The following is a 24,043-nucleotide window of genomic DNA, read 5'->3' on the forward strand; positions in this document are numbered from 1 at the left end:
ATGAGCATTCAGGACATTCTTCAGACCATGGATTACGGACCCGCCCCCGAGGACAGCACCATCGTCCGCGACTGGCTTGCACGCCACGAGGAGGGCTTCGGCCATTTCATCGGCGGAGCCTTCACGGCGCCCGGCGAGACCTTCGAGGTGCAGGACCCGGCGAAGGGCGAGACGATCGCCCGGGTGAGCCAAGGCACCGCGTCCGACGTGGACGCCGCCGTGGCCGCGGCGCGCAAGGCGCAGCCGGCCTGGGCGAAGCTCTCGGGCCATGAGCGGGCCCGCCACCTCTATGCCATCGCCCGCCATGTCCAGCAGCATGCCCGCTTCCTCGCGGTCCTGGAGACCATCGACAACGGCAAGCCGATCCGGGAAAGCCGGGACATCGATGTGCCCCTCGTCGCCCGCCATTTCTATCACCATGCCGGCTGGGCTGAGATCGCCGGGGACGAGTTCGGCGGGACCGAACCCTACGGCGTCTGCGGGCAGGTCATCCCGTGGAACTTCCCGCTCCTGATGCTGGCATGGAAGATCGCCCCGGCGCTCGCGGCGGGCAACACGGTGGTGCTGAAGCCCGCGGAATACACGCCGCTCACGGCGATTGCCTTCGCCGAGATCTGCGCCGAGGTGGGCCTGCCCGAGGGCGTGGTGAACATCGTCACCGGCGACGGGGAGACGGGCGCGGCCATCGTCGGGCACGAGGGGATCGACAAGGTCGCCTTCACCGGCTCCACCGAAGTCGGCAAGACCATCCGCCGGCAGATCGCCGGGAGCGGCAAGGGCCTGACGCTGGAACTCGGCGGCAAGTCCCCCTTCATCGTCTTCGCCGATGCCGATCTGGACGCGGCGGTCGAGGGCGTGGTGGATGCGATCTGGTTCAACCAGGGGCAGGTCTGCTGCGCCGGCGCCCGCATCCTCGTGGCCGAGGCGGTGGCCGGGCGCTTCGAGACGCTGCTGCGTGCCCGGATGGAAACGCTGCGGACCGGCGATCCGCTCGACAAGTCCACCGATGTCGGCGCCATCGTCCATCCCGTACAGCTCGCGCGCATCAGGGAATTGGTGGGGCAGGGCAAGGCGGAGGGCGTGACGCTCCATCAGGGTCATGCGCCCGAGGGCTGCTTCTACCCGCCGACGCTCGCAACCGGGGTCGAACCGGCCTCCGTGCTCTCGACCGAGGAAATCTTCGGCCCCGTCGTCACCCTGACCACCTTCCGCACCCCGGCGGACGGGATCGCGCTCGCGAACAACACCCGCTACGGCCTCGCCGCCTCGATCTGGTCGGAGAACGTGAACCTCTGCCTCGATATCGCGGCGCAGGTGAAGGCCGGCGTCGTCTGGATCAACTGCACCAACGTCTTCGATGCGGGGGCGGGCTTCGGCGGCTACCGCGAAAGCGGGTTCGGCCGGGAGGGCGGCAGCGAGGGCATGATGGCCTACCTCCGTCACAAGACGCCGGACGGGCCGGGCGCCGATCTCCCGAAACCTTCCTCAGCCCCCCATGGCGGCGGAGGAACGGGCGGCATCGACCGCACCGCGAAGCTCTATATCGGCGGCAAGCAAGCGCGGCCGGATTCGGGCTACTCCTACACCATCGAGGGGCCTAAGGGTCCGGTGGGCCTTGTCGGTCTCGGTAATCGCAAGGACATCCGCAACGCCGTCGAGGCGGCGGCGAAGGCTGGCAGTTGGGGCAAGGCCACCGGGCACAACCGCGCTCAGGTGCTCTATTATCTCGGCGAGAATCTCTCGGCGCGGGCGGACGAGTTCACCGCGCGGCTCGAGAGCCTCGGCGCGCCCGATGCCGGGGGCGAGGTCGAGACCGCCATCCGCCGCTGTTTCTGGTACGCCGCGCAGGCCGACAAGTTCGACGGGAAGGTGCATCAGACGAAGAGCGCCCATGTCACCCTCGCGATGCACGAGCCGCTCGGTGTCCTCGGGATCGTCTGCCCTACCGCGCAGCCGCTCCTAGGGTTCATCTCCCTTGTTCTTCCCGCCATCGCTATGGGCAACAGCGTGGTGGCCGTGCCCTCCCAGCTGGGCGCGCTCGCCGCGACCGATCTCTACCAGGTGATCGAGACGAGCGACGTCCCCGCCGGCGTCGTCAACATCGTGACAGGGCCGCGCGACGAGCTCGCCCGGACACTGGCGCAGCACGACGAAGTGGCCGGGATCTGGTATATCGGCGGGTCCGAGGGCGCCCGCATGGTCGAGGCCGAAAGCGCCGGGAACCTGAAGCAGACCTGGACGGAAGGCGACGGGGCCCGTGACTGGTCCGGCGCCCACGGCCAGAACAAGGGCTTCCTCCACCGCGCGACCCAGGTGAAGAACATCTGGGTGCCCTACGGGGAGTGAGACAGGACGGAAGCGCCCCATCGCGCTGGCGCTTCCATTCACATTGGTGGCGGGATGCATCGGTTGGCCCGGCCCGGTGGTGCCGCCCGCGCGTATCCGCGCCCGATTGCCCTTTGCCCCGCCTGTGATGTATTCGCCCTCTCCATGAGCGACGACGACACAGATACCCCCGGTTCCGCCCCCTCCGGCGCGCCTTGGCGCAACTTCTACGGGCGGCGGAAGGGCAAGCATCTCAGGCCCTCCCAAGAGCGGCGGCTGGAGACGGAGCTGGCGCCCCTGTCGCCCGGCAAGGTGGGCTGGGAGGAAAACCCGGACCGCGAGCCCCTCGATCTTCCGGCGCTCTTCGGGCAGCGGGAGATCTGGCTGGAGATCGGCTTCGGCGGGGGCGAGCATCTCGTTCATCAGGCGGCGCACAACCCGCAGGCCGGGATCATCGGCGCGGAGCCGTATATCAACGGCGTCGCCATGCTCCTGGGGAAGATCGAGGCGGCGGGCGTCGACAACCTCCGCATCCATCCCGGAGACGCGCGGGACCTGTTCGACGTCCTTTCGGAAGGGTCGGTGTCGAAGGCGTTCCTCCTCTACCCCGACCCCTGGCCGAAGGCGCGGCATCACCGCCGCCGCTTCGTGACCGAGGAGCATCTGGAGCCCCTCGCGGCGGTTCTGAAGCCGGGGGCGGAGTTCCGCGTGGCGACGGATATTCCCGATTACGTCCGCCAGACGCTCGAAGAGGTGCCGCGCCACGGCTTCGAGTGGCTGGCCGAAAGCGCGCGGGACTGGCGGGAGCCGTGGGGGGACTGGATCTCCACCCGCTACGAGCAGAAGGCGCTGCGGGAGGGCCGCACGCCGCACTACCTCACGTTCCGCAAGCGCTGAGCGTCAGCCGCGGCGCACGCCGATATCCGCCAGGGCCGCGAGGAGAGACGGAGGCAGGTCCTCGTCATCCTCTTCGGCCGGGCCGGTCAGGTCCGCCGGGGCATCCTCCGGCTTGAGGTAACGCCAGCCCTGGAAGGGGCGTTTGCGCTGCGGCTCGACGGGGACGATCTCGGGGGAAAGGACCATGCCGCAACGGAGGATCCCGTCCTCCCGCCGCACCTCTTCCAACCGAACGAGGGCCTGCCGCGCCATGAGGAGCCCGTTCATCACCCAGTAGATCGAGCCGCCGTCCAGAAGGTCGGCCTCCCGTTTCGGCCACATCCGGGTGACGTGCCTGGGAAACCCGTCGGATGTCCTGGCATGGGGCAGGGCCTGCCGCTCCTTGAGCGCGGAAATCTTGTCGATTCCGACGCAGAGCTTTACCAGATGTACGCTAGCTGCCATGCCAATCCCCCAGAACTGGGGCTTTACGCGATTCTCGGGGGCACCAAAAGGGGCCTTCCGTCGCAGTTCCCGGACGCTCCGCATCTCCCCCCGGGTAAGGCGAACCGAGCGATCGGAGGAATGTCCGCGATCGCGTTGCACCCCGGAAACCACGATGTTAGCCCATATTCCGCCGAGCAGTTCCTGGCAGCGAAGGCTTTGGTCCGCCTCCATGCGAGGCGGAGCGAAGGTGCCTGACGCCCGTCGCGCTCTCAGCGAAGCGCCGGGTGGAGCGCATGCCACTCCTCTGCCGACGCAGTCGCGGCCGCTTCATCCAGCGTCTGGCCCGAGCGTCCGTGCATCTGCGCTGTCCGCCGAAACGGGGCATCCGCTCGAACCAGAAGAAGGTGACAGGATTTGAACACAGATACCGCTCTCTCGGTGAGACAGCTCTTCAAGGTGTTCGGGGAACATCCGGACAAGGCCATCAGCCTGTATCGGGAGGGCCACGACAAGGACGAGGTCTTCAGTCGCACGGGGATGACGATCGGCGTCTGCGATGCGAGCTTTGACGTCCAGGAAGGCGAGATCTTCGTCGTCATGGGACTGTCCGGCTCCGGCAAATCCACTCTGGTGCGGATGCTGAACCGCCTGATCGATCCGTCCGCCGGCGAGATAATCGTCAAGGGCGCCGACATCGCCAGGATGAGCGAGAAGGAACTGAACACCTTCCGCCGGGACCACATCTCGATGGTGTTCCAGTCCTTCGCGCTGATGCCGCACATGACCGTCCTGCAGAACACGGCCTTCGGCATGGAGCTGTCCGGCATTCCCCAGGACAAGCGCGAGGAGCGCGCCCGCGTCGCGCTGGAGCAGGTCGGTCTTGCCGCGAACGAACAGAGCTATCCCAACGAGTTGTCCGGGGGCATGCAACAGCGTGTCGGCCTTGCCCGCGCCCTCGCGAACGACCCGACTATCCTGCTGATGGACGAAGCGTTCTCCGCGCTCGACCCGCTGATCCGGACGGAAATGCAGGACGAGCTGCTCGAGCTGCAGGCAAAGGAAAAGCGCACGATCATCTTCATCTCGCATGACCTCGACGAGGCGATGCGGATCGGCGACCGCATCGCGATCATGCAGGGCGGCGTCGTGGTTCAGGTCGGCCGGCCCGACGAGATCCTGAACAACCCGGCCAACGACTACGTCCGCTCCTTCTTCCGCGGGGTGGATGTCAGCACCGTCATCAGCGTCGCCGACATCGCCACGAAGCGCCAGGTCACGGTCGTCGAACGGGACGGCAACCTGAGGTCCGCGCGGGAACGCATCGCCGGCGCCGACCGCGACTTTGCGTATGTCGTCGACAAGTCGCAGAAGTTCCTCGGGATCGTGTCCGCCGAAAGTCTCGAGCGCGAGATGAAATCGGCCGACCCGCAGATCGCGCGCGCGTTCCTGCCGGGCATCGAGCCGCTGAGGGCGGACCAGCGCATCGGCGAGGCGATCGGGCCGGTCAACGCCGCACCGGCGGGCCTGCCCGTCATCGACGCAAACGGGCGCTACCTGGGCGTCGTGTCACGTGCCGTGCTGCTCGGCGCGCTGACCAGGGAGACCGAGGATGTTTGAACAACAGATCGACAGCACCTACGAACTCGCTCAGGCAGAGGGGAACGGCTCCGGCAACCCATGGTCGTTGGGCGGGTCTGACCCCGCGGACACCCCATCCGGCGGGTCCGGCGCCGAGGACACCCCCTCTGGCGGGGATGGCGGCGCGTCGAACCCGTGGGGTCAACGCGGAGACGCCGCGCCGGAGCCGGCCACGCCGGACTGGCTGGCGGGCGCCGCGCCCGCCGAAGAGACGACCTTCGATTTCTGGGACCCCTTCCAGGAGGCGCTGATCCCGCTCGAAGCGTGGGTCGAAAGCGCTCTGGACTTCGTGGTCGACAATTTCCGCCCGGTCTTCCAGGCGATCCGCTGGCCCGTCGACGGAGTGCTGAACGCGATCGAAGGCTCGCTTCTGTCGGTGCCTGCGCCGTTCATGCTGATCCTGATCGGACTGGTCGCATGGCAGGCGGCTGGTGCACGGCTCGGCGTCGGTGCGGTGCTCTCGTTCCTCTTCGTCGGCCTGATCGGGGCGTGGGACGAGGCAATGGTCACGTTGTCGCTCGTGTTCACCTCGGTCTTCTTCTGCATCCTCATCGGCCTTCCGACCGGCATCTGGCTGGCGCGAAACGACCGCGCGGCCTCGATCACGCGGCCCGTTCTGGACGCCATGCAGACAACGCCGGCCTTCGTCTACCTCGTGCCGATCGTGATGCTGTTCGGCATCGGCAACGTCCCCGGCGTCGTCGTCACGATCATCTTCGCGCTGCCCCCGCTGATCCGCCTGACGAATCTCGGTATCCGGCAGGTGCCGGCCGATCTGGTCGAGGCGGCGCGCAGCTTCGGCGCCTCGCGCGGGCAACTCCTGCGCAAGGTGCAGCTGCCGGTCGCTATGCCGACGATCATGGCCGGCGTGAACCAGACGTTGATGCTGGCGCTGTCGATGGTGGTCATCGCCTCGATGATCGCCGTCGGCGGGCTCGGGCAGATGGTTCTGCGCGGGATTGGCCGTCTGGACATGGGCCTTGCGACCGTTGGCGGGCTCGGCATCGTTCTTCTGGCCATCATCATCGACCGCATGACCCAGGCAATGGGCGTTTCCAAGCGCGAGCGCGGAAACATCGCCTGGTACGAGGCGGGCCCGGTCGGGCTCGCACGGCGGCTTCTGTTCGGTAAATCGGGGCGCCGCGCGCCGACGGGCAAGACTGAAGCGGCCGGATGATCCGGTCGCCGTGACGCGAGCCGGACATCGAACCACGTGAGCGGCCCATGCGGCCGCCACACCATCAAGAAGGAATACGACATGTTTCGAACCATCACCCGCACCAGCCGCGCCGCACTTGCAGCCGGCGGTTTCAGCGTCGCATTCGCGGGCGCCGCGCTGGCTCAGGACATGCCCGGCGAGGGCGTCTCGGTCACGCCGCTGAAATCGTCGATCGCCGAAGAGACGTTCCAGACGCTCCTCGTCATGAAGGCGCTCGAGGAGCTGGGCTACGACGTCGATGACATCAGCGAACTGGAATATGCCGCCGCGCACGTGGCCATCGCCAATGGCGACGGCACGTTCCTCGCGGACCACTGGGATCCGCTTCACGCCGACTTCTTCAAGTCTGCCGGCGGCGAAGAGGATATCTACCGCCAGGGCGTCTATTCTCCGGGCGCGCTGCAGGGCTACCTGATCGACCGCGCGACCGCGGAAGAGCACGGCATCACCAATCTCGGCCAGCTTGAGGATCCCGAGATCGCCCAGCTGTTTGACAACGACGGCGACGGCAAGGCGGATCTGACCGGCTGCACCCCGGGCTGGGGCTGCGAGCAGGTGATCGAGCACCAGCTCGACGCCTTCGGCCTGCGCGATACGGTCACGCACAACCAGGGCTCCTACTCGGCCATCATCGCCGACACGATCACGCGTTACGACAACGGCGAGCCGATCCTGTACTACACTTGGACGCCTTACTGGGTGTCCGGTGTTCTGGTCCCGGGCGAAGATGTCGTCTGGCTGGAGGTGCCGTATTCCTCGTTGCCCGGCGAACGTTCGGACGTCGACACCGCGCTCGACGACGGCACGAACTACGGCTTCCAGGCGAACGACCAGCGCATCGTCGCGAACCGCGATTTCGCCGAGGCCAACCCGGCTGCCGCGAAACTGTTCGAGATTATGGAGCTCTCCGCCAACGACATCAGCGCCCAGAACCTGCTGATGCGTGACGGCGAAGATTCCGAGTCCGACATCGAGCGTCACGCCGATGCGTGGATCTCCGGGCACCAGGATAGCTGGAACGCCTGGCTGGACGAAGCCCGCGCTGCCGCCCAGTAAGACGGGCCGGACAAGCGAGTTGGGAAAGCCGGCCTTCGGGCCGGCTTTTCTTCGTTCACAGGGTGCGCACCAGCCGCAACGCGTCGTAGATGGCCGCATGAACGTTCCGCGCGGCGACGGCATCGCCGATCCTGTAGAGGCGATACCGCCCGTCCGGATTGCGCGTGACGGCCTGTTTCTGCCCGGCGACGAGCGCCTCGTAATCGACCTCGCCCAGGTTCGACGATCCGGGCCGCAGGTCGAAATAGACCTCATCGAGCGGCCGGGTGCCGTGGTTGACGATCACCTGGTCAACCTGCCGCGTCCGGGTCATGGAGCCGTAGTCGCTCCCCAGGGTGGCCCGAAGCGCGTTCCCGTCCCGTGCAACCGCGTCCAGCCGCCATGTCGGCGTGAAGGTCACGTCGAGCGCCTGCAGGACCCGGAGCGATGGTGTCAGCGACATCGCCATCACCTCGGGCACGATGGTGCGGTCGCGCGTCACGATCTCGACCCGCCCGCCGGCCTGCGCGATCTTCTCGGCCGCCTGCAGGGCGGGGTAGTCCCCGGCATCGTCGTAGATCAGCACGTTCTCGCCCGGCGCCACGTCCCCCGACAGGATATCCCAGGCCGAGACGACCAGCGCGTCGCCCTCGGTCAGCACCGAGGAATGCGGCAGGCCGCCGGTGGCGACGATCACCGTGTCGGGGCTGTCTTCCAGCACCTCGTCCTCGCCGGCGAAGCTGTTGAAATGGAACCGCACGCCGGAGCGTTCGCACTCCGCGAAGCGCCAGTCGATGATCTGCATCATCTCGCGCCGCCGCTCGGTCTGCGCGGTCAGGCGGATCTGGCCACCAGGGTGGTTGGCCGCCTCGTGCACGATCACCTCGTGGCCGCGCAGCGCGGCGACACGCGCCGCCTCCAGCCCGGCGGGCCCCGCACCGATAACGACGACACGGCCCGGGCTGCCGGATGGCTCGATCTCGTGCGGCTGTTCCAGTTCACGCCCGGTCGAGGGGTTGTGGACGCACAGCGCCATGCCGCCCTGGTAGATCCGGTCGAGGCAATAATTGGCGCCGACGCAGGGGCGGATGCGCTCTTCCTCCCCGCGCATGATCTTCGCGACGATATGAGGATCCGCCATGTGCGCGCGGGTCATGCCCACGAGGTCCAGCTTGCCCGAGGCGATGGCATGCCGCGCGGTGGCGACGTCCTGGATCTTGGCGGCGTGGAAGGTGGGGAATTCAGTTGCGGCGCGCACCTCTCCTGCGAAGTCGAGATGCGGGGCGGATCTCATGCCCTGGACCGGGATCACGTCGGTTAGGCCGGCATCGGTATCGATGTGCCCCTTCACCACGTTCAGGAAGTCGACCATGCCGCAGGCCTTCAGGCGGCGGGAGATCTCCAGCCCGTCTTCCTTGTCGAGCCCGCCGGGAAGGCCCTCGTCACCGGTGTAGCGCACGCCGACGATGAAGTCGTCGCCGACCCGGGCCCGGATCGCCGAGAGCACGTCGAAGGTGAAGCGCAGGCGGTTGTCCAGCGGACCGCCGTAATCGCCGTCCAGACTGTTGGTCAGCGGCGACCAGAACTGGTCCATCAGGTGCCCGTAGGCCTGAAGTTCGATCCCGTCGAGCCCTGCCGCCTGCATCCGTTCCGCGGCATCGGCGTAATCCTCGATGATGCGGGCGATGTCCCAGTCCTCGGCCATCTTGGGAAAGGCGCGGTGCGACGCTTCACGTTCGTGCCCGGCCGAGACGACAGGCAGCCAGTCGGCCTTGTCCCAGCGGGTGCGGCGGCCGAGATGGGTCAGCTGGATCATCACCGCGCAGCCGTGATCGTGGCATTCGTCGGTCAGCTCGCGCATCCAGCCGACCACCTCGTCCTTCCACGCGAGGATGTTGTTGAACACGGGCGGGCTGTCGCGCGAGACGCTGGCCGAGCCGGCGGTCATGGTCAGGCCGACGCCCGCACGCGCACGTTCGGCGTGATAGGCGCGATAGCGGTCCTTCGGCATCCCGTCCTCGGGGTAGGCCGGCTCGTGCGACGAGATCATCAGCCGGTTCTTCAGCGTCAGGTGCTTGAGCGCGTAGGGCTGGAGAAGCGGATCGTTCGTCATGCTCGGCCTTCTGGAACGGGGTGGATCAGCCCTCGACGGTCAGGTGGCCGAACGGGTTGGAACAGCAGGGTAGGATGCACCCTGCCTCGACATCCTCGTCGGTGATGCCGCCGTTGTCGACCATGTGTACGTGCCCGGCGCGGGCGACCGGGCTGTCCGGACGCGCCGTCCGGACGGTCTGCGGTCGGGAACCTACGTCAGGGGGATGGCACGTTGTTCCTCGATCGCTTCCATGGCGAAGTACGAGGTCACCGTTTCGAGCTCGAGCTTCTCGATCAGGCGCTTGTAGACCGCGTCGTAGGTCGACATGTCCCGTGTTATGATCTTCAGCAGGTAATCGTACTCCCCGCCGATCCGGAAGAAGTCGATGATCTCGGGGATGTCGGACACGTGCTGTCGGAACTCGCGAAGCCAGTCGGCCGAATGATGGCGGGTCTTGATCAGCGCGAACACCACGAGGCTGACGTTCAGGGCGGTGCGATCGATCACGACGGTATGCCGCTGGATCGCACCTGACGCTTCGAGCGCCTTGAGGCGTCGCCAGCAGGCATTCTGGGACAGTCCCACCTGTTCGGCGATGGCCCGCTGGGACTGCGACGCGTCGCGCTGAAGCTCGGCGAGGATCCGAAGATCGATTTTATCCGGATATGCGGTCATGACGGTGAAAGTTACACAGTGTTGCCGGGGAATGAAGTGGGTTTGATATGGCCCTGTCGTATCGTAGCCGGATGATGGCCCCGTGGGCGCAGCCACCCGGAATGTTCGAAGGGGCGGGGCCCGCGCGTCGCCACGCCGCGCTTCGTACGGAAGGCAGGGGCGGTACTGGCCTGCCGGCGTGCACGTGGTATCACCCGGCCCTGTCGGCTCATGCGAAAATCGCGGCAGACCGACGGGAAGGGCGTGCCTGATGATCGACATCCAACCGCTGGCCATCCTGCGCGAGATCGACCGGACGGGGAGCCTGACGCTGGCCGCCGATCGGCTGAACCTCACGCAATCGGCGGTGAGCCACGCGATCCGCCGGTTCGAGGCGCGCCATGGCGTCAAGCTGTGGGAGCGCGAGGGCCACAAGCTGCGGCTGACCATGACGGGAGAGTATCTCCTGGGGCTGGCGCAGAGGGTGTTGCCGCAGCTGGAAAACGGCGCGACGATCCTCGAGGATTACGCCCGCGGCCGGCGCGGGGCGATCATGGTGGGAATGGAATGCCACCCCTGCCAGGATTGGCTGATGCGCGTCGTCGATCCGTTTCTCGCCGAATGGCCGGATGTCGATCTCGACGTGACCACGGCGTTCCAGTTCGGTGGTCTCACCGCGCTTCTGGGCCACGAGATCGACATCCTCGTGACGCCCGATCCGATTGAGCGCCCCGGCCTCGAATACACGCCGGTCTTCGACTACGAGCTGGTTCTCGCCGTTGCCGACACGCACCCCCTGGCGGGGAAGGCGCATGTCGATCCCGGCGATCTGGCAGGCGAAACGCTGATCACCTACCCCGTCTCGCGCGAGCGGCTCGACATCTACACCCGGTTCCTCGTTCCGGCCCATGCGCGCCCGCGGCGGCACCGGACGGTGGAGACGACCGACCTGATGCTGCGTCTCGTCTCGTCCGGCCGCGCCGTCAGTGCCACGCCGGACTGGCTCCTGCGCGGCGTCGAGGGGGTGACGGGCGTGCGGATCGGCGAGGGGATCGCGAAGTCCATCCACCTCGGTCACCGCGTTGGCCAGTCCGCGAATTATCTCGACGGTTTCATGACGATTGCCGCGAACGTCCGGGTCTGACGCACCGCGCCGAGCCGCGATCCTCCGGAAAGGCGACATGACATCCGGTCATCGATCCCTGAGAAATGAACATTTTTCATCATGGTCGGGCTTCGCCATATAGCGGGGGCGGATCAAGGCGAGCGCGGCTATCCCGCGCGCCGGGTCCCGCAGGACAGCAAGGACCTCGGGCTTTGCTCGGAAAGCCAGGAGATACGAGAAGATGACCGACGATTTCGCCTTCACGATCAAGACGCTTCGTTTCGACGAAGACTACACGCCCGCGGACAGCACGCGGCTGACCACGAACTTCGCCAACCTCGCACGGGGCGAGAGCCGGCAGGAGAACCTGCGCGGCGCGCTGCGGATGATCGAATCCCGCTTCAACGCGCTGGCGACGTGGGACAATGCCGAGGGAGACCGGTACGGCGTGGAGCTGGACATCGTCTCGGTCGACCTCGCCATCGGCGCGGACGGGCCGGCCTTCCCGGCCATCGAGATGCTCAAGACGACGATCCTCGACCGCTGGACGGGGACCCGCCACGACGGGCTCGTCGGAAACAACTTCTCGTCCTACGTCCGGGATTACGACTTCAGCGTCAGGATCCCCGAGCACAACCAGGGCCGTGCGGGCTTCAGCGTGCCGGACGATTTCGGAGACCTGCATGGCCAGCTCTTCAGAAGCTTCCTCGCGTCGGATACCTATGCCGCGGAGTTCCGCAAGCCGCCGGTGATCTGCCTCAGCGTGTCGCACAACAAGGTATATCGCCGTACAGCGAACCGTCACCCCGTACTCGGCGCCGAGTACGTGCCGAACGAGACGTCGCTCACGGAGCAGTATTTCGGCAAGATGGGAATGCAGGTCCGCTACTTCATGCCCGAAGGGAGCGCGGCGCCGCTGGCCTTCTATCACGTCGGCGACCTGCTCAACGATTATACCAATCTCGAACTGATCGGCACCATCGCGACGATGGAGACGTTCCAGCGGATCTACCGCCCCGAGATCTACAACGCCAACGCGGCCGCCGGGGAGATCTTCGCGCCGAGCCTCGAGAACCCGGACTACTCGCTCACGCGCATCGTCTACGACCGCGAGGAGCGCAGCCGCCTGGCCACCGAGCAGGGGCAATTCGCGAAGGATCACCTGATCGAACCCCATCGCGCGGGGCTGGCCGAATGGTCCGCCCGGCAAGCCGCCTGATGGCCGGCCCGAACGACAACGAAGGACTCGACCGCATGACCAAGCTCCTGCCCACCTCGACTGCCGGCAGCCTGCCGAAACCCTCCTGGCTCGCCGAGCCCGAGAAACTCTGGTCGCCCTGGAAGCTCGAGGGGGACGAGCTCGTTGCCGCCAAGCACGACGCGCTGCGCGTGACCCTGGCCGAGCAAGAGGGCGCCGGCATCGACATCGTCAGCGACGGCGAACAGACGCGCCAGCATTTCGTGACGACCTTCATCGAGCACCTCGACGGCGTCGATTTCAACAGGCGCGAGACGGTGAGGATCCGCGACCGCTACGATGCCAGCGTCCCGAGTGTCGTCGGGCCGGTCAGCCGCCGGAAGCCGGTCTTCGTTGAGGATGCGAAGTTCCTGCGCGCGCAGACGGATTGCCCCATAAAGTGGGCGCTGCCGGGGCCGATGACGATGATCGACACGCTTCACGATGCCCATTACGGCAGCCGAGAGAAGCTCGCATGGGAGTTCGCGACGATCCTCAACGAGGAGGCGCGGGAGCTCGAGGCCGCCGGGGTCGACATCGTCCAGTTCGACGAGCCCGCCTTCAACGTCTTCTTCGAGGAGGTGAACGACTGGGGCGTCGCCTGTCTCGAGAAGGCGATCGAAGGTCTGGCCTGCCAGACCGCTGTGCACATCTGCTATGGCTACGGCATCAAGGCGAACACGGACTGGAAGAAGACGCTGGGCTCCGAATGGCGCCAGTACGAGCAGACGTTCCCAAAGCTCCAGGCGTCGAATATCGACCTCGTCTCGCTCGAATGTCACAACTCGCACGTTCCGATGGACCTGATCGAGCTTCTGCGCGGCAAGAAGGTGATGGTGGGCGCGATCGACGTGGCCAACACCGCCGTCGAGACGCCCGAAGAGGTTGCCGCCACACTGCGCAAGGCGCTGCAATTCGTCGATGCGGACAAGCTCTACCCCTGCACAAATTGCGGGATGACGCCGCTGAGCCGCGCCGTCGCCCGCGGCAAGCTCGCCGCCCTGGCCGCCGGAGCCGAACTCGTACGGCGGGAACTGCCCGCCAGCATGGCCGCAGAGTAGCGTCTCCGCCCCGGTCCCGCCCCCCTCGCGTGTTGAGACGGGGGGGGGGCGGAGCATGGCGGCCGATCCTCCACTTGCGACAGGACGATTCGATGACCCATACCCTGACCGACGATGCGGTAGACCCGCGCGCCTTGCGCGATTGCTGCGGCCGCTTCGCCAGCGGTGTCACCGTCGTGACGACGCGAACGGACGAGGGCGATCACGGCATGACGATCAGTGCCTTCATGTCGGTGTCACTCGATCCGCCCCTCATCGCCATCTCGGTCGGCCGGACGTCGCGCATGCTCGGCAGGCTCCGGACGTCCGGCAGATTCGCGGTGAACGTCCTGGCCCAGCACATGCGGCCCCATGCCCTCCATTTCGCAGGAAAGCCGGACGCATCCCTTGCCTCGCTCATCGAGGACCGGAGCGGCGTTCCAGTCCTGCAAAGCGCGGCCGCGATCCTGATCGCGGATGTCGCGCAGGAGGTCGAGGCAGGGGATCACACCCTGTTCATCGGCCATGTCCGTCATCTCGATCACGACCCGGAGGCCGCGCCGCTTCTGCATCACGCCGGGCAGTTTCGCAGGCTGGAGGCGATTGCGGCGGAGTGAGACGGTCCGCTTCCGTGACCGCGTGCGCGGTTTCGTCCGTTTGAAGACGTCGCGGCGAGCACCCATCTCTTTCGAACGGAAAGAGAAAAGGAGATCGCCATGGATATCTCGTTCAACGGCAAGACCGCCATCGTCACGGGAGCTGCATCCGGTATCGGCTACGAAATCGCGACGGCGCTTGCGGCCTCCGGGGCCACGGTCATCGCATCCGACCTCAAGCAGGAGGATGCCGACAAGACGGTCAAGGCGATCACCGAGGCGGGAGGGACGGCTCATGGCTTCGCCGGCGACGTCTCCGATCCTGAAAGCGTCGAGGCGCTCGTCGCCTTCGCCGAGGAGAAGACCGGCGCACTTCACATGCTGGTCAACAACGCGGGCATCAGCGGCCCCGCCGCGAAGACGGGCGAGTATCCGGTGGACGGCTGGAGATCCGTGATCGACGTGAACCTCAACGGCGTCTTCTACGGCTGCCGCTACGCCATCCCGGCGATGAAGCGCGCGGGCGGCGGATCCATCGTCAACATGGCCTCGATCCTCGGCTCGGTCGGCTTCGCGAGCTCGGGCGCCTATGTCGCGGCAAAGCATGCCGTCGTCGGGCTGACCAAGTCGGCGGCGCTCGAACATGCCGAGGACAACATCCGCGTCAACGCCCTCGCGCCCGGCTTCATCAAGACGCCGCTTCTCGAAGGCAATCTCGACAATGCCACGCAGAGCTTCCTCGAAGGGCAGGCGGCGCAGAACCGCATGGGCACGCCCGAGGAAGTGGCGAACCTCACCCTGTTCCTGCTGTCCGACAAGGCGAGCTTCATCACCGGCTCCTACCACCTCGCCGATGGCGGCTACACGGCGCACTGATGGCGCGAGGGGGGCGGCGCTCCGGCGCCGGCCCCCGGGGCCCGCATCAGCCTGCCGCGTCCATCATCCGGTTCGCGTAGGACAGGGCCGAGAGCATGTTGACGTGGTTCGCCTTGCCGGTGCCCGCGATATCGAACGCGGTGCCATGATCGACCGAGCAACGGCGGATCGGCAGGCCGAGGGAGACGTTCACCGCGGTGTCGAAGGCGACCAGCTTGATCGGGATATGTCCCTGGTCATGGTACTGCGCGATGACGAGGTCGAAGGCGCCCTGATAGGCCCGGTGGTAGACCGTATCCGCGGAAATCGGACCTGCCGCATCGATCCCCTCCGCGCGGGCGGCCTCCACGGCGGGGGCGATCTGCTCGTCATCCTCGCGTCCGAAAAGGCCGTTCTCGCCACAATGCGGGTTGATCCCGGCGACTGCGATCCGCGGCGTCTCGACGCCCATCCGCCGGAAATGCGCATGACCGATGCGGATCGTCTCGAGAACGCGTTCGGTGGTGGCCCGGCCGATTGCGTCCTTCAGCGAGACATGGGTCGAGGTATGGATGACGTTCAGCCGGTCCGAGGCGAGCAGCATCCAGGATGATCCGGAGCCGGTGAGATGCGCCAGCATGCCGGTATGGCCGTCGTAGTGGTGGCCGGCGGAATTCAACGCTTCCTTGTTGATCGGCGCGGTCACGATGCACCCCGCGCGGCCCTCGAGGCAGGCGGTCGTCGCGCGGTCGATGTAGCGAAAGGCGGCCTCGCCGCAGGCGGGATCCAGCACACCGAACCGGCCGGGAAGCCCGCCCACCTCGACGTGATCCACGCGGAGACCGTCGCCGGATGCCTCGGGCGCGATCACGGGCAGGTCCACCCCGCAGGCCGCGACGGCCCGCTCCATCGTGTCACGGTCGCCGATGACGATGGTCTGCTTGCGGAATGCCTCACCGCTTTCGGCCAGTGCTTTCACCGAAACCTCCGCGCCGACGCCGGAGGGGTCTCCCATGGTAATGACGATTGGTGCGCTCACGGTGGCCTCCGGATTGGGTCAGACGCGGTTTAACCTATGGGTAAAGTCGTTTCAATAGAACCGATCCATTGCAGTGCAACTGTCATGTTGCGTGCGAAAACAGGCTAAATTAGGATGTTTACAACATGATCCATGGAGTGCCGCTTGCCTCGTTTGCTGCTGATCGCCGATGACCTGACCGGCGCCCTCGATACCGCCGTCGCCTTTGCCGGCGCCGGGCGGCGCGTGGCCGTTGCGCGGACGCCGGCGACGGCCGCCAGCCTTGCCGCCGAGCGGCCGGACGTGCTCGCCGTCAATCTCGGGACGCGGGACGGATCGGAGGCGGAGGCGCGCGCCCGGATGGAGGCGCTATGCCGGGCGGTCGATCCGTCCGGCTTCGATATCGTCCTCAAGAAAATCGATTCGCGATTGAAGGGGCATCCGGGCGCCGAGACGGACGTGCTCGCGCAGGCGATGGCCAGTCCGCGCTGCGTCGTTCTGCCGGCGATCCCGGCGATGGGCCGCGTGCAGCGGGGCGGCCGCATCGAGGGGTACGGGGTGGAGTGCCCGATCGAGATCGCGCCGCTGTTCTCCGGCCCTGTCGAGACGCCCGACGCCGCCGGCGATGACCAGATCGACCATGTGGTCGCGGAGCGGGACGGCGTTCTCTGGGTCGGTGCAAGCGGGCTGGCCGGCGGGTTGGCGCGCACGCTCTTTCCCGGCGGTCCGCCCGAGCGGCCGACGCTGCGTGGCCCGCTTCTCATGGTGATCGGCTCGCGCGATCCGATCACGGCCGCCCAGATCGAGGCGCTCAGCGACATTCCCGTGCATGCGGCTCCGGACGGGCAGGTCGGTGACGCGGCGCTCGGCCGCTCCGTCGAGGTCGTCCGCATGACCGATGGCGGGGCGGGGCGCGATGGTGCGCCCGCGGGGGCGGAGTTCGCGGCCGGCATGGCGGCGCTCATCCGGCAGTATCGCCCGGCGAGCCTCTTGTGCTGCGGCGGCGAGACGGCCAACGCGATCCTCGCAGAGCTCGGCATCGGACAGCTCGACCTTCTTGCGGAGGTCTTCCCTGGCCTGCCGGTTTGCGAGGTGGAACTGCCTTGGGGTAGGCTCGCACTCGTCACGAAATCCGGGGGCTTCGGCGCGCCGGACGTCCTCGCAGCTCTCGCCCGCGGATGCGTCTCGGGCCGGTTTGGAGATCACGCCACATGAGCGAGACCGCTGGTCAGCGCGCCCGGCCCCCCCTGGCCGAAAAGGTGTACCGTGCGATGCACACGCGGATCACCCGCGGCGATTACGGCGTCAACGAGAAGCTCCCGGCGGAAAAGGAGCTGGCGCAGCATTTCGGAGTGTCCCGGCCCGTCTTGCGTGCCGCGCTGGAGCGTCTGCGGGAGGAGGGTCTGGTCTATGCGCGGCAGGGCGCCGGCAATTTCGTGCGATTGCAGAAGGCCAATCCGCTCGGCTTCGCCCGGGTCGAGACTATCGCCGACATTCAGCGCTGCTACGAGTTCCGCCTCACGGTCGAGGTCGAGGCCGCCGGGCTCGCCGCGGAGCGCCGGAACGAGGAGATCCTGGGTGAGATGCGCGCCTCGCTCGACATGCTGGCCGACGCGACGGGCTCGAAGATGCACCGGGAGGACGCCGATTTCGCGTTCCACGTCGCCGTCGCGAGCGGGGCGAACAATTCCTACTACGTCGAGACCCTGAGGGCGCTGCGCGAGCATATCTACGTCGGCATGAAGCTGCACGGCGAGAGCCTGATGTCGGACGGGCCGCTGGCTCTGGAGGCTGTTCTGGAGGAGCACCGGGCGATCCACGATGCGATCGCCGGCGGGCAGGCCGGACAGGCGCGCGAGGTGATGCGCGCACATATCCGGCATTCCCAGGGGCGCCTCTTCGGCGGCTCCCTGCTGGACCTGTCGCTCTAGAGAAGCTCGTACCGGCGCAGGATCTCGCGGATGGCGTCGTCCTGCGCGGGATCGGGCAGGAGGGCGGGCTGGCGGCTCGCACCGACCGACGGATCCATGCACCACAGCGCGCGCTTGACCAGCGCCGGCGGATAGCCAAGCGCGTAGAGATCGGTGCGGAAGTCCGCGTAGCGGGCCTGCGCCGCCTCGGCGGCTGCCTCGTCGCCGGCATCAAAGGCGCGCACGATGTCCGCCAGCGTCTCGGGCATGGCGTTGCCGAGGCCCGAGATGCACCCAGCGGCACCGTTCCGAAGGCTCCAGAGAACGAGGTGATCCGGGCCGGAATAGACGTCGAACCCCTCCGCTTCGCGCCCGATCTCCAGATAGGCGGACAGGGTATCCTGGCTGCCGCCCGAATCCTTGATGCCGTGGATGTTCCCGTGTGCGGCAAGGGCGCGGGCGGTCTCCGGCTCGATGTGGTTCTGGGTGCGGGCCGGGATGTCGTAGAGGTAGACCGGCGTTTCCACCGCATCCGCGACTGTGCTGAAGTGGCGGTGCAGGCCATCTTGCGTGCAGGCGATGAAGTAGGGCGTGATGACGGCAATTCCGGTCACGCCGATCCGGTCGAATTCCCGCGCCAGAAGCGTCGTCTCGTAGGTCGCGGCGGTCCCGGCATTGGCCATGACCGGCACGGCGCCGTTCGCCTCGTCGACAACGGCCTCCACGAGCGCGACGCGTTCGTCGAAGGTCAGCGCCGTAAAGTCGCCATTGGTGCCGGCGGCCATGATGCCGTTCCCGGCAGCGACCTGGCGGCGGACCTGGGCGCGCGTGGCGTCGAGGTTCAGGCGTTCATCCTCGTCGAAACAGGAGACGAGTGCGACAAAGGCGGTGGATGGCATGGGAGCTCCTGCTCAGTAGGCGGCCTGGTAGATGGCGGCGACGTCGTCCACGGACATGTCGCGGGGATTGTTGTCCATCAGCCGGCGGATGGCATGGGCTTCTGCGGCCCAGTCGCCGAGGGTCTCACGGTCGGCGCCGTGGGCGGCAAGCCGCATCTCCACGCCGAGATCGCTGCAGAAGCCGTGGGCACTTGTCAGCAGGTCGCCGGCATCGAGGGACAGCGCGCGGGCAATCTCACCGGTCTTCTCCGGGCGGCTGGACTGGTTGAAGGCCAGAACATGCGGGAAGATGATCGCGTTGGCGAGGCCGTGCGGCAGGGACAGGCGCGTGCCGAGCGGGTAGGAGAGCGCATGGCCCGCGGCGGTGTTCACCGGGCCGAGGCAGATGCCGCCGTAATAGCTCGCGAGCATCATGCCCGAGCGCGCCTCGGTGTCGGTTCCGTCCTCCACGGCGCGCTTCAGGTAGCGACCGACGAGGTCGATCCCCATGCGGGCATAGCCGTCGATCAGATCATGGGCGCGGATGTTCGTGAAGGCCTCGACGCAATGGGCCATCGCGTCGATGCCGGTTGCCGCCGTGACCGCGGGCGGCACGGAATAGGTCAGCTCGGGGTCGAGGATCGCGATATCGGCCAGAAGGTGCGGGCTTTCGGTCGCGATCTTCGACTTGGTCTCGGGATCGGTCACGAGCGCGCGAATGCCGGCCTCGGAGCCTGTGCCGGCGGTGGTCGCGACCTGCGCGAGCGGGGTCCTGCGCCCGGCGACCTTGTTCGGCCCGGCCACGTCCCTGAGCGTCTGGTCGCCGTCCCACATCGCTGCGACGAGCTTGGCGATGTCGAGGACGGATCCGCCGCCGAGACCGACCACGAGGTCGGGTTCGATCTGTCGCGCGCGCTCCAGAACCGCCTCGAAGGCGGGAAGATCCGGCTCGGGAGGGACGTCCGCGATGACCTGGACGTCGCCGGGCAGGTTCAGCCGCGCCACGTATTGCTCGGTCGGGCCGCTGGCGATGACGAGGGGGCGCCGCGCGCCGGCTGCCCAGTCCCCGAGGGTCCGGGCGGAGCCGGCGCCGATTTCGAGCCGGCGCGGCTGGTGCAGCGTGATGGGCCGGTCAAGTCCGGACATGGGTATTCTCCTCCTCAGCCGGCGATGCGGCGCATGTCTTCGGCGCTGAGCCGGACATGTCGGATCGCGCGACGGTGATAGGTATAAGCGATGTCGATCCCCCCATCCGCGCGCGGCAGAAGCGCGGGGTAGGAGAGTTCCTTGTTGTTTCCGTCGAGAGAGTTGTTCGACAGGCAGGTGCCGGGGCCGTCCTCGACGATGTGCCGGACGGGGAAGCTTCTGCCGCCATCGTCCGAGAGGCAAAGCGCGAGCGGTGCGCGCTCGACGCCCCAGATCGGCGTGCAGCCTCCCGTCGCGTCCGGGCGCGTGTTCTCGCCCTCGAGTTCATCGTAGAGCGAGGCGCGGCGCGCGCCGGACAGGGCCGCGGAGACCGGGTTGCACACCATGGCGATGCGCCCGCTCGGAAGCCGCGCGGCGCAGATCGAGGAGTTGTTGTTCGGAACGTCGGTGGGGGCGGGGGCGGACCACGTGCGGCCGTTGTCGCCGCTTTCGGAGCGATGGACGGTATCGGCCTGGCGCCGCCTGTAGAACGCCGCCATCCGGCCCTCGCCGAGATCCACCGGCGTCATGTGCACGGTGCCGAGGCTGCCCGGGACCTCCTCCACCTGCCAGGATTGCCCGTCATCGTGGCTGATCCCCATGGCGGCGGTGTCGTGCGCACCGGTCCAGCGGGCCCCCTCGCGCGGGTGGCAGAGGAAGAGGGGAAGCATCCAGGCTCCGTCGTCCCGGATCGTGAGCGCGCCGCGAATGAAGGTGCCGGCGGGCAGGTCGGTCTCGCGCCCTTCGCCCGCGACGAGCTTGTCACCGTCCCGGGTGAGAGCGCGCATCCAGACGCGGGACTCGTCCTGATTGCCGGCTGGCTGCGCCGTGTTGAACAGCAGGATATCGCCATCGGGCGCGACGAAGATCACCGGGTTCTGCTCGGAGCGATCCGGCAGATCCGTCAGGACGGCAACCGGGCCCCACGCATCGGCTCCCTCGGCCAGGATGCTGGCGTGAACCGAAATGTCCGATTTGCCTTCGAGCGATCCGCCGAACCAGGCGCAGGCGAGGTCGCCGCCGGGCAGGCGGGCCAGGAAGGCGGCGTGGTTCTGCACGCAAGGGGAGGGTAGCAGCGCCGCGCCATCGTTCAGGCGGCCATCCATCTGCTCTGCAATGTCCTCGGGCGTCATCGGTCGGACCCTCGTGTCTCTCGTCTCGCCGACCATGTGCAAAAAGGGGTCAACTTGTCAACTCGTTGGCTGAAAGTTGCCAGAATCCAGCGTCCAAGAAGGCGCAGACTTATAGAAATAGATGATTTTTCGAAGCTCGATCATTCCCGTTTGACATGGTTTGCCAACTTTACCAATATGCTGCGGACTCGGTGGCGGCTTCCATGGCTTCCGCCGCATGCCCCCGCAGGGAGATGGGGCGCGCGAAAGACGCGGAGAAGCCGTATCCCGAGCGCGAACAACAGGGAGGAAGACCATGAGATTCACGGGAATTCTGGGCGGGGCGCTTCTTGTCTCGGCTGCTGCGCTCGGGGCCGCTTCGGCCCAGGAGGGCGAGGTGACCATCGTTCTGGGCGAAGAGCTCGACCTGATCGATCCCTGCATGGCCACGCGGTCCAATATCGGCCGCGTCGTCCTGCAGAACATCTCCGAGACGCTGACCGAGCTCGACGTTCGCGGCGATGGCGGCGTGACGCCGCGCCTGGCCACGAGCTGGGAGCAGACGGACGACACGACCTGGCGCTTCGATCTTCGCGAGGGCGTGATGTTCTCCGACGGCTCCGCCTTCGATGCCGGCGATGTCGTTCACTCCTTCGAGCGCACGCAGAGCGGCGAGAACACCTGCGAGATCTCCCGCTACTACGAGGGCATGGGCATCGAGATGACCGCGGTGGACGACACCACCCTCGAAGTGACCTCCGAGGATCCGCAGCCGATCATGCCGCTCCTGATGAGCCTCCTGACGGTCGTTCCCTCCGAGACCGGCATGGAGTTCACCCGCGATCCGATCGGGACCGGCCCCTACACCCTGGCCGAGTGGAATCCGGGGCAGAACATCCGTCTCGAGCGCCGGGACGATTACTGGGGCGAGGCGCCCGAGGTGTCCGCCGCCGAGTACGTCTTCCGCTCCGATGCGGCCGTTCGCGCGGCGATGGTCGAGACCGGCGAGGCGGACATCGCGCCCTCCATCTCCGCCCTCGAGGCAACTAGCGACACGCTCGACAAGTCCTACCCCAACTCCGAGACCGTCTACCTGCGGATCGACCACGAGGTCGCCCCGATGGATGACGAGCGGGTGCGCCGCGCGCTGAACCTTGCCATCGACCGCGAGGCGTTCATCGGCACCATCCTCGCCGACGGCACAGATGTCGCCACCGCCATCGTTCCGCCGACGACGATCGGCTGGAACGCCGATGTCGAGCAGTGGCCCTACGATCCCGAGCAGGCGCGCACGCTCCTGGACGAAGCGGCCGCGGACGGCGTTCCGGTCGATACCGAGATCTCCCTCATCGGCCGGACCGGGAACTTCCCCGGCGCGACCGAGACCTACGAGGCGATCGCCGGGATGCTGAACGATGCCGGCTTCAATGTCGCCCTCCAGATGGTCGAGGTGGCCGAGCACGAGCAGTACTACTCCAAGCCCTACGTGCAGGACCGCCCGATCCTCGTCGGCGCCCAGCATGACAATTCCCGCGGCGACCCCGTCTTCTCGATGTTCTGGAAGTACGACAGCGAGGGCCGTCAGTCCGGGATCGCGGACGAGAGGGTGGATCAGCTGATCGACGACGCGTCCGCGGCGACGGGTGACGAGCGCAGCGCGCTGTGGTCCGAGCTCTTCGCCTACCTCCACGACGAGGTGATCGCCGATGCGCTGCTGTTCCACATGGTGGGCTTCGCACGGGTGGCCGAGGATATCGACTATACCCCGACCATCGCCACCAACAGCCAGCTTCAGCTCGCCGAAATCGGCCTGAACTGAGCCGAAACCTGGCCTGCGCGGAACATGGGTTCCGCGCAGGCCTTGCCTGTCAACGTCGAGGGAGCGGAGACGCCCGTCATGCACAAAGCAGTCGGAAAACGCGCGATATCGAGTCTGCTGTCCCTTTTCGGACTCGTGATCCTCGTCTTCTTTCTCTCGCGCCTCACCGGTGATCCTGCGGCGCTCTTCCTTCCGGTCGATGCCAGCGAGCAGATGCGGCAGAATTTCCGCGAGCTCCACGGTCTGAACGACCCGGTCCATATCCAGTTTGTCCACTACCTCGGCGATCTCGTCCGCGGCGATTTCGGGGAGAGCCTGCGCAAGGCCCGCCCGGCGCTCGACGTCGTGCTCGAAGCCTTCGTCTGGACGTTGCAGCTCGCCGTGATCACGATGACGCTGGTGACGGTCGCGGCCATCGTCGTCGGCTCGATCGCGGCGTTCCGCGTGGGGTCGGCCTTCGACCGGTTCGCCTCGATGCTCTCTCTCGTCGGCGCGTCGGCCCCCGATTTCTGGATCGCGATCGTCGCCATCGTGCTCTTCTCGGTCAATCTGGGCTGGGTGCCGACCTCCGGAACGGGCTCGGTCTGGCACTGGATCCTGCCGATCTCGGTCCTGTTCATCCGCCCGTTCGGCCTGATCCTGCAGGTGGTGCGGGGCTCCATGCTGTCCGCCCTCGGGTCGGCCTACGTGAAGACGGCGCGCGCGAAGGGGGTGAAGAACCGCCCGATCATCTTCGTCCACACCCTCCGCAACGCGATGCTTCCGGTGATCACGGTGATCGGCGACCAGGCCGCCGCGCTCCTGAACGGGGCCGTCGTCGTCGAGAGCATCTTCGGCTTTCCCGGCGTCGGGAAGCTGATGATCGACTCCATTCTGCAGCGCGACTTCAACGTGATCCTCGCCGCGATCATGGTCACCGCGCTCGCGATCTTCCTCATGAACCTGCTGATCGACCTCGCATACGCGCTGCTCGATCCGCGCATCCGCACCTGAGACAGG

21 protein-coding genes and 1 pseudogene are annotated in these 24,043 nt (G+C 67.1%); 14 read left to right on the forward strand and 8 right to left on the reverse strand.

What is annotated here, in order from left to right:
• Both RM543_RS05680 and trmB read left to right on the forward strand, forming a co-directional pair.
• Positions 1–2,346 carry an aldehyde dehydrogenase family protein gene (locus tag RM543_RS05680; RefSeq protein WP_311689941.1) on the forward strand — a complete coding sequence of 782 codons (2,346 nt, stop codon included), beginning with the start codon at positions 1–3 and terminating at the stop codon, positions 2,344–2,346.
• Between the two features lie 144 nt (positions 2,347–2,490).
• A complete protein-coding gene (gene trmB, locus RM543_RS05685; protein ID WP_311689942.1) occupies positions 2,491–3,222 on the forward strand; it encodes a tRNA (guanosine(46)-N7)-methyltransferase TrmB in 732 nt (243 codons plus the stop codon).
• Between the two features lie 3 nt (positions 3,223–3,225).
• Here the strand turns inward: trmB and RM543_RS05690 are convergent, their stop codons facing one another.
• The gene (locus RM543_RS05690) at positions 3,226–3,666 is read right to left on the reverse strand and encodes a DUF1489 family protein (RefSeq protein ID WP_311689943.1); all 441 of its coding nucleotides are present in this window, start codon (positions 3,664–3,666) and stop codon (positions 3,226–3,228) included.
• 420 nt (positions 3,667–4,086) lie between these two features.
• On the opposite strand from RM543_RS05690, the gene proV reads away from it, so the two are divergent.
• The 3 genes from proV (at position 4,087) to proX (ending at position 7,561) form a co-directional block, all read left to right on the forward strand.
• Entirely contained in the window at positions 4,087–5,265 is a 1,179-nt protein-coding gene (proV, locus tag RM543_RS05695) for a glycine betaine/L-proline ABC transporter ATP-binding protein ProV (protein WP_311689944.1), read from the forward strand.
• Entirely contained in the window at positions 5,258–6,463 is a 1,206-nt protein-coding gene (proW, locus tag RM543_RS05700; protein WP_311689945.1) for a glycine betaine/L-proline ABC transporter permease ProW, read from the forward strand. The genes proV and proW overlap by 8 nt, the downstream gene beginning before the upstream one ends.
• A gap of 81 nt (positions 6,464–6,544) precedes the next feature.
• The gene (proX, locus tag RM543_RS05705) at positions 6,545–7,561 is read left to right on the forward strand and encodes a glycine betaine/L-proline ABC transporter substrate-binding protein ProX (RefSeq protein WP_311689946.1); all 1,017 of its coding nucleotides are present in this window, start codon (positions 6,545–6,547) and stop codon (positions 7,559–7,561) included.
• A 55-nt stretch (positions 7,562–7,616) separates the two neighbouring features.
• On the opposite strand, the gene RM543_RS05710 is transcribed toward proX, so the two are convergent.
• From RM543_RS05710 to RM543_RS05720, 3 genes and pseudogenes are all read right to left on the reverse strand, one after another.
• Positions 7,617–9,653, reverse strand: coding sequence for an oxidoreductase (locus RM543_RS05710; protein WP_311689947.1), 2,037 nt, complete (start codon positions 9,651–9,653; stop codon positions 7,617–7,619).
• A gap of 25 nt (positions 9,654–9,678) precedes the next feature.
• Positions 9,679–9,792, reverse strand: a pseudogene (locus tag RM543_RS05715) (hybrid-cluster NAD(P)-dependent oxidoreductase); the annotation flags it as partial.
• Between the two features lie 53 nt (positions 9,793–9,845).
• A complete protein-coding gene (locus RM543_RS05720) occupies positions 9,846–10,310 on the reverse strand; it encodes an Lrp/AsnC family transcriptional regulator (RefSeq protein WP_311689948.1) in 465 nt (154 codons plus the stop codon).
• 250 nt (positions 10,311–10,560) lie between these two features.
• On the opposite strand from RM543_RS05720, the gene RM543_RS05725 reads away from it, so the two are divergent.
• The 5 genes from RM543_RS05725 to RM543_RS05745 all read left to right on the forward strand — a co-directional run bounded on the left by RM543_RS05725 (position 10,561) and on the right by RM543_RS05745 (position 15,143).
• On the forward strand, positions 10,561–11,433 hold the full coding sequence (locus tag RM543_RS05725; protein ID WP_311689949.1) for a LysR substrate-binding domain-containing protein: 873 nt from the start codon (positions 10,561–10,563) through the stop codon (positions 11,431–11,433).
• 202 nt (positions 11,434–11,635) lie between these two features.
• Positions 11,636–12,613, forward strand: a complete 978-nt coding sequence (locus RM543_RS05730; protein ID WP_311689950.1) for a DUF1852 domain-containing protein — start codon at positions 11,636–11,638, stop codon at positions 12,611–12,613.
• A 35-nt stretch (positions 12,614–12,648) separates the two neighbouring features.
• The gene (locus tag RM543_RS05735) at positions 12,649–13,692 is read left to right on the forward strand and encodes a methionine synthase (protein ID WP_311689951.1); all 1,044 of its coding nucleotides are present in this window, start codon (positions 12,649–12,651) and stop codon (positions 13,690–13,692) included.
• A gap of 92 nt (positions 13,693–13,784) precedes the next feature.
• Positions 13,785–14,288: a flavin reductase family protein gene (locus RM543_RS05740; RefSeq protein WP_311689952.1), complete on the forward strand. Its 504-nt coding sequence runs from the start codon at positions 13,785–13,787 to the stop codon at positions 14,286–14,288.
• Between the two features lie 99 nt (positions 14,289–14,387).
• Positions 14,388–15,143, forward strand: a complete 756-nt coding sequence (locus RM543_RS05745; RefSeq protein WP_311689953.1) for an SDR family NAD(P)-dependent oxidoreductase — start codon at positions 14,388–14,390, stop codon at positions 15,141–15,143.
• Positions 15,144–15,189: 46 nt separating this feature from the next.
• On the opposite strand, the gene pdxA is transcribed toward RM543_RS05745, so the two are convergent.
• Positions 15,190–16,161, reverse strand: coding sequence for a 4-hydroxythreonine-4-phosphate dehydrogenase PdxA (gene pdxA, locus RM543_RS05750; protein WP_311689954.1), 972 nt, complete (start codon positions 16,159–16,161; stop codon positions 15,190–15,192).
• 144 nt (positions 16,162–16,305) lie between these two features.
• Here pdxA and RM543_RS05755 point away from each other — a divergent pair, with 144 nt between their 5' ends.
• Both RM543_RS05755 and RM543_RS05760 read left to right on the forward strand, forming a co-directional pair.
• The gene (locus tag RM543_RS05755) at positions 16,306–17,355 is read left to right on the forward strand and encodes a four-carbon acid sugar kinase family protein (RefSeq protein WP_311689955.1); all 1,050 of its coding nucleotides are present in this window, start codon (positions 16,306–16,308) and stop codon (positions 17,353–17,355) included.
• Positions 17,352–18,071 (forward strand): FadR/GntR family transcriptional regulator, encoded by a 720-nt coding sequence (locus RM543_RS05760; protein ID WP_311689956.1) that lies wholly within the window; start codon positions 17,352–17,354, stop codon positions 18,069–18,071. The genes RM543_RS05755 and RM543_RS05760 overlap by 4 nt, the downstream gene beginning before the upstream one ends.
• On the opposite strand, the gene RM543_RS05765 is transcribed toward RM543_RS05760, so the two are convergent.
• Genes RM543_RS05765 through RM543_RS05775 form a run of 3 tightly spaced genes read right to left on the reverse strand, consistent with a single transcriptional unit; the run spans position 18,068 to position 21,246 of the window.
• Positions 18,068–18,949, reverse strand: coding sequence for a dihydrodipicolinate synthase family protein (locus tag RM543_RS05765; protein WP_311689957.1), 882 nt, complete (start codon positions 18,947–18,949; stop codon positions 18,068–18,070). The two genes, RM543_RS05760 and RM543_RS05765, sit on opposite strands and share 4 nt — an antisense overlap.
• Positions 18,950–18,961: 12 nt before the next feature.
• Positions 18,962–20,074, reverse strand: coding sequence for an iron-containing alcohol dehydrogenase (locus tag RM543_RS05770; RefSeq protein ID WP_311689958.1), 1,113 nt, complete (start codon positions 20,072–20,074; stop codon positions 18,962–18,964).
• A gap of 14 nt (positions 20,075–20,088) precedes the next feature.
• Positions 20,089–21,246, reverse strand: a complete 1,158-nt coding sequence (locus RM543_RS05775; RefSeq protein WP_311689959.1) for a sialidase family protein — start codon at positions 21,244–21,246, stop codon at positions 20,089–20,091.
• 295 nt (positions 21,247–21,541) lie between these two features.
• Here RM543_RS05775 and RM543_RS05780 point away from each other — a divergent pair, with 295 nt between their 5' ends.
• Together RM543_RS05780 and RM543_RS05785 are read left to right on the forward strand one after the other, a co-directional pair.
• On the forward strand, positions 21,542–23,044 hold the full coding sequence (locus RM543_RS05780) for an ABC transporter substrate-binding protein (protein WP_311689960.1): 1,503 nt from the start codon (positions 21,542–21,544) through the stop codon (positions 23,042–23,044).
• 78 nt (positions 23,045–23,122) lie between these two features.
• Complete coding sequence (locus tag RM543_RS05785) at positions 23,123–24,037, forward strand: ABC transporter permease (RefSeq protein ID WP_311689961.1); 915 nt, start codon at positions 23,123–23,125, stop codon at positions 24,035–24,037.
• Positions 24,038–24,043 lie beyond the last annotated feature (6 nt).

The organism is Tropicimonas omnivorans (assembly GCF_031846565.1).
GTDB lineage: Bacteria > Pseudomonadota > Alphaproteobacteria > Rhodobacterales > Rhodobacteraceae > Tropicimonas_B > Tropicimonas_B omnivorans.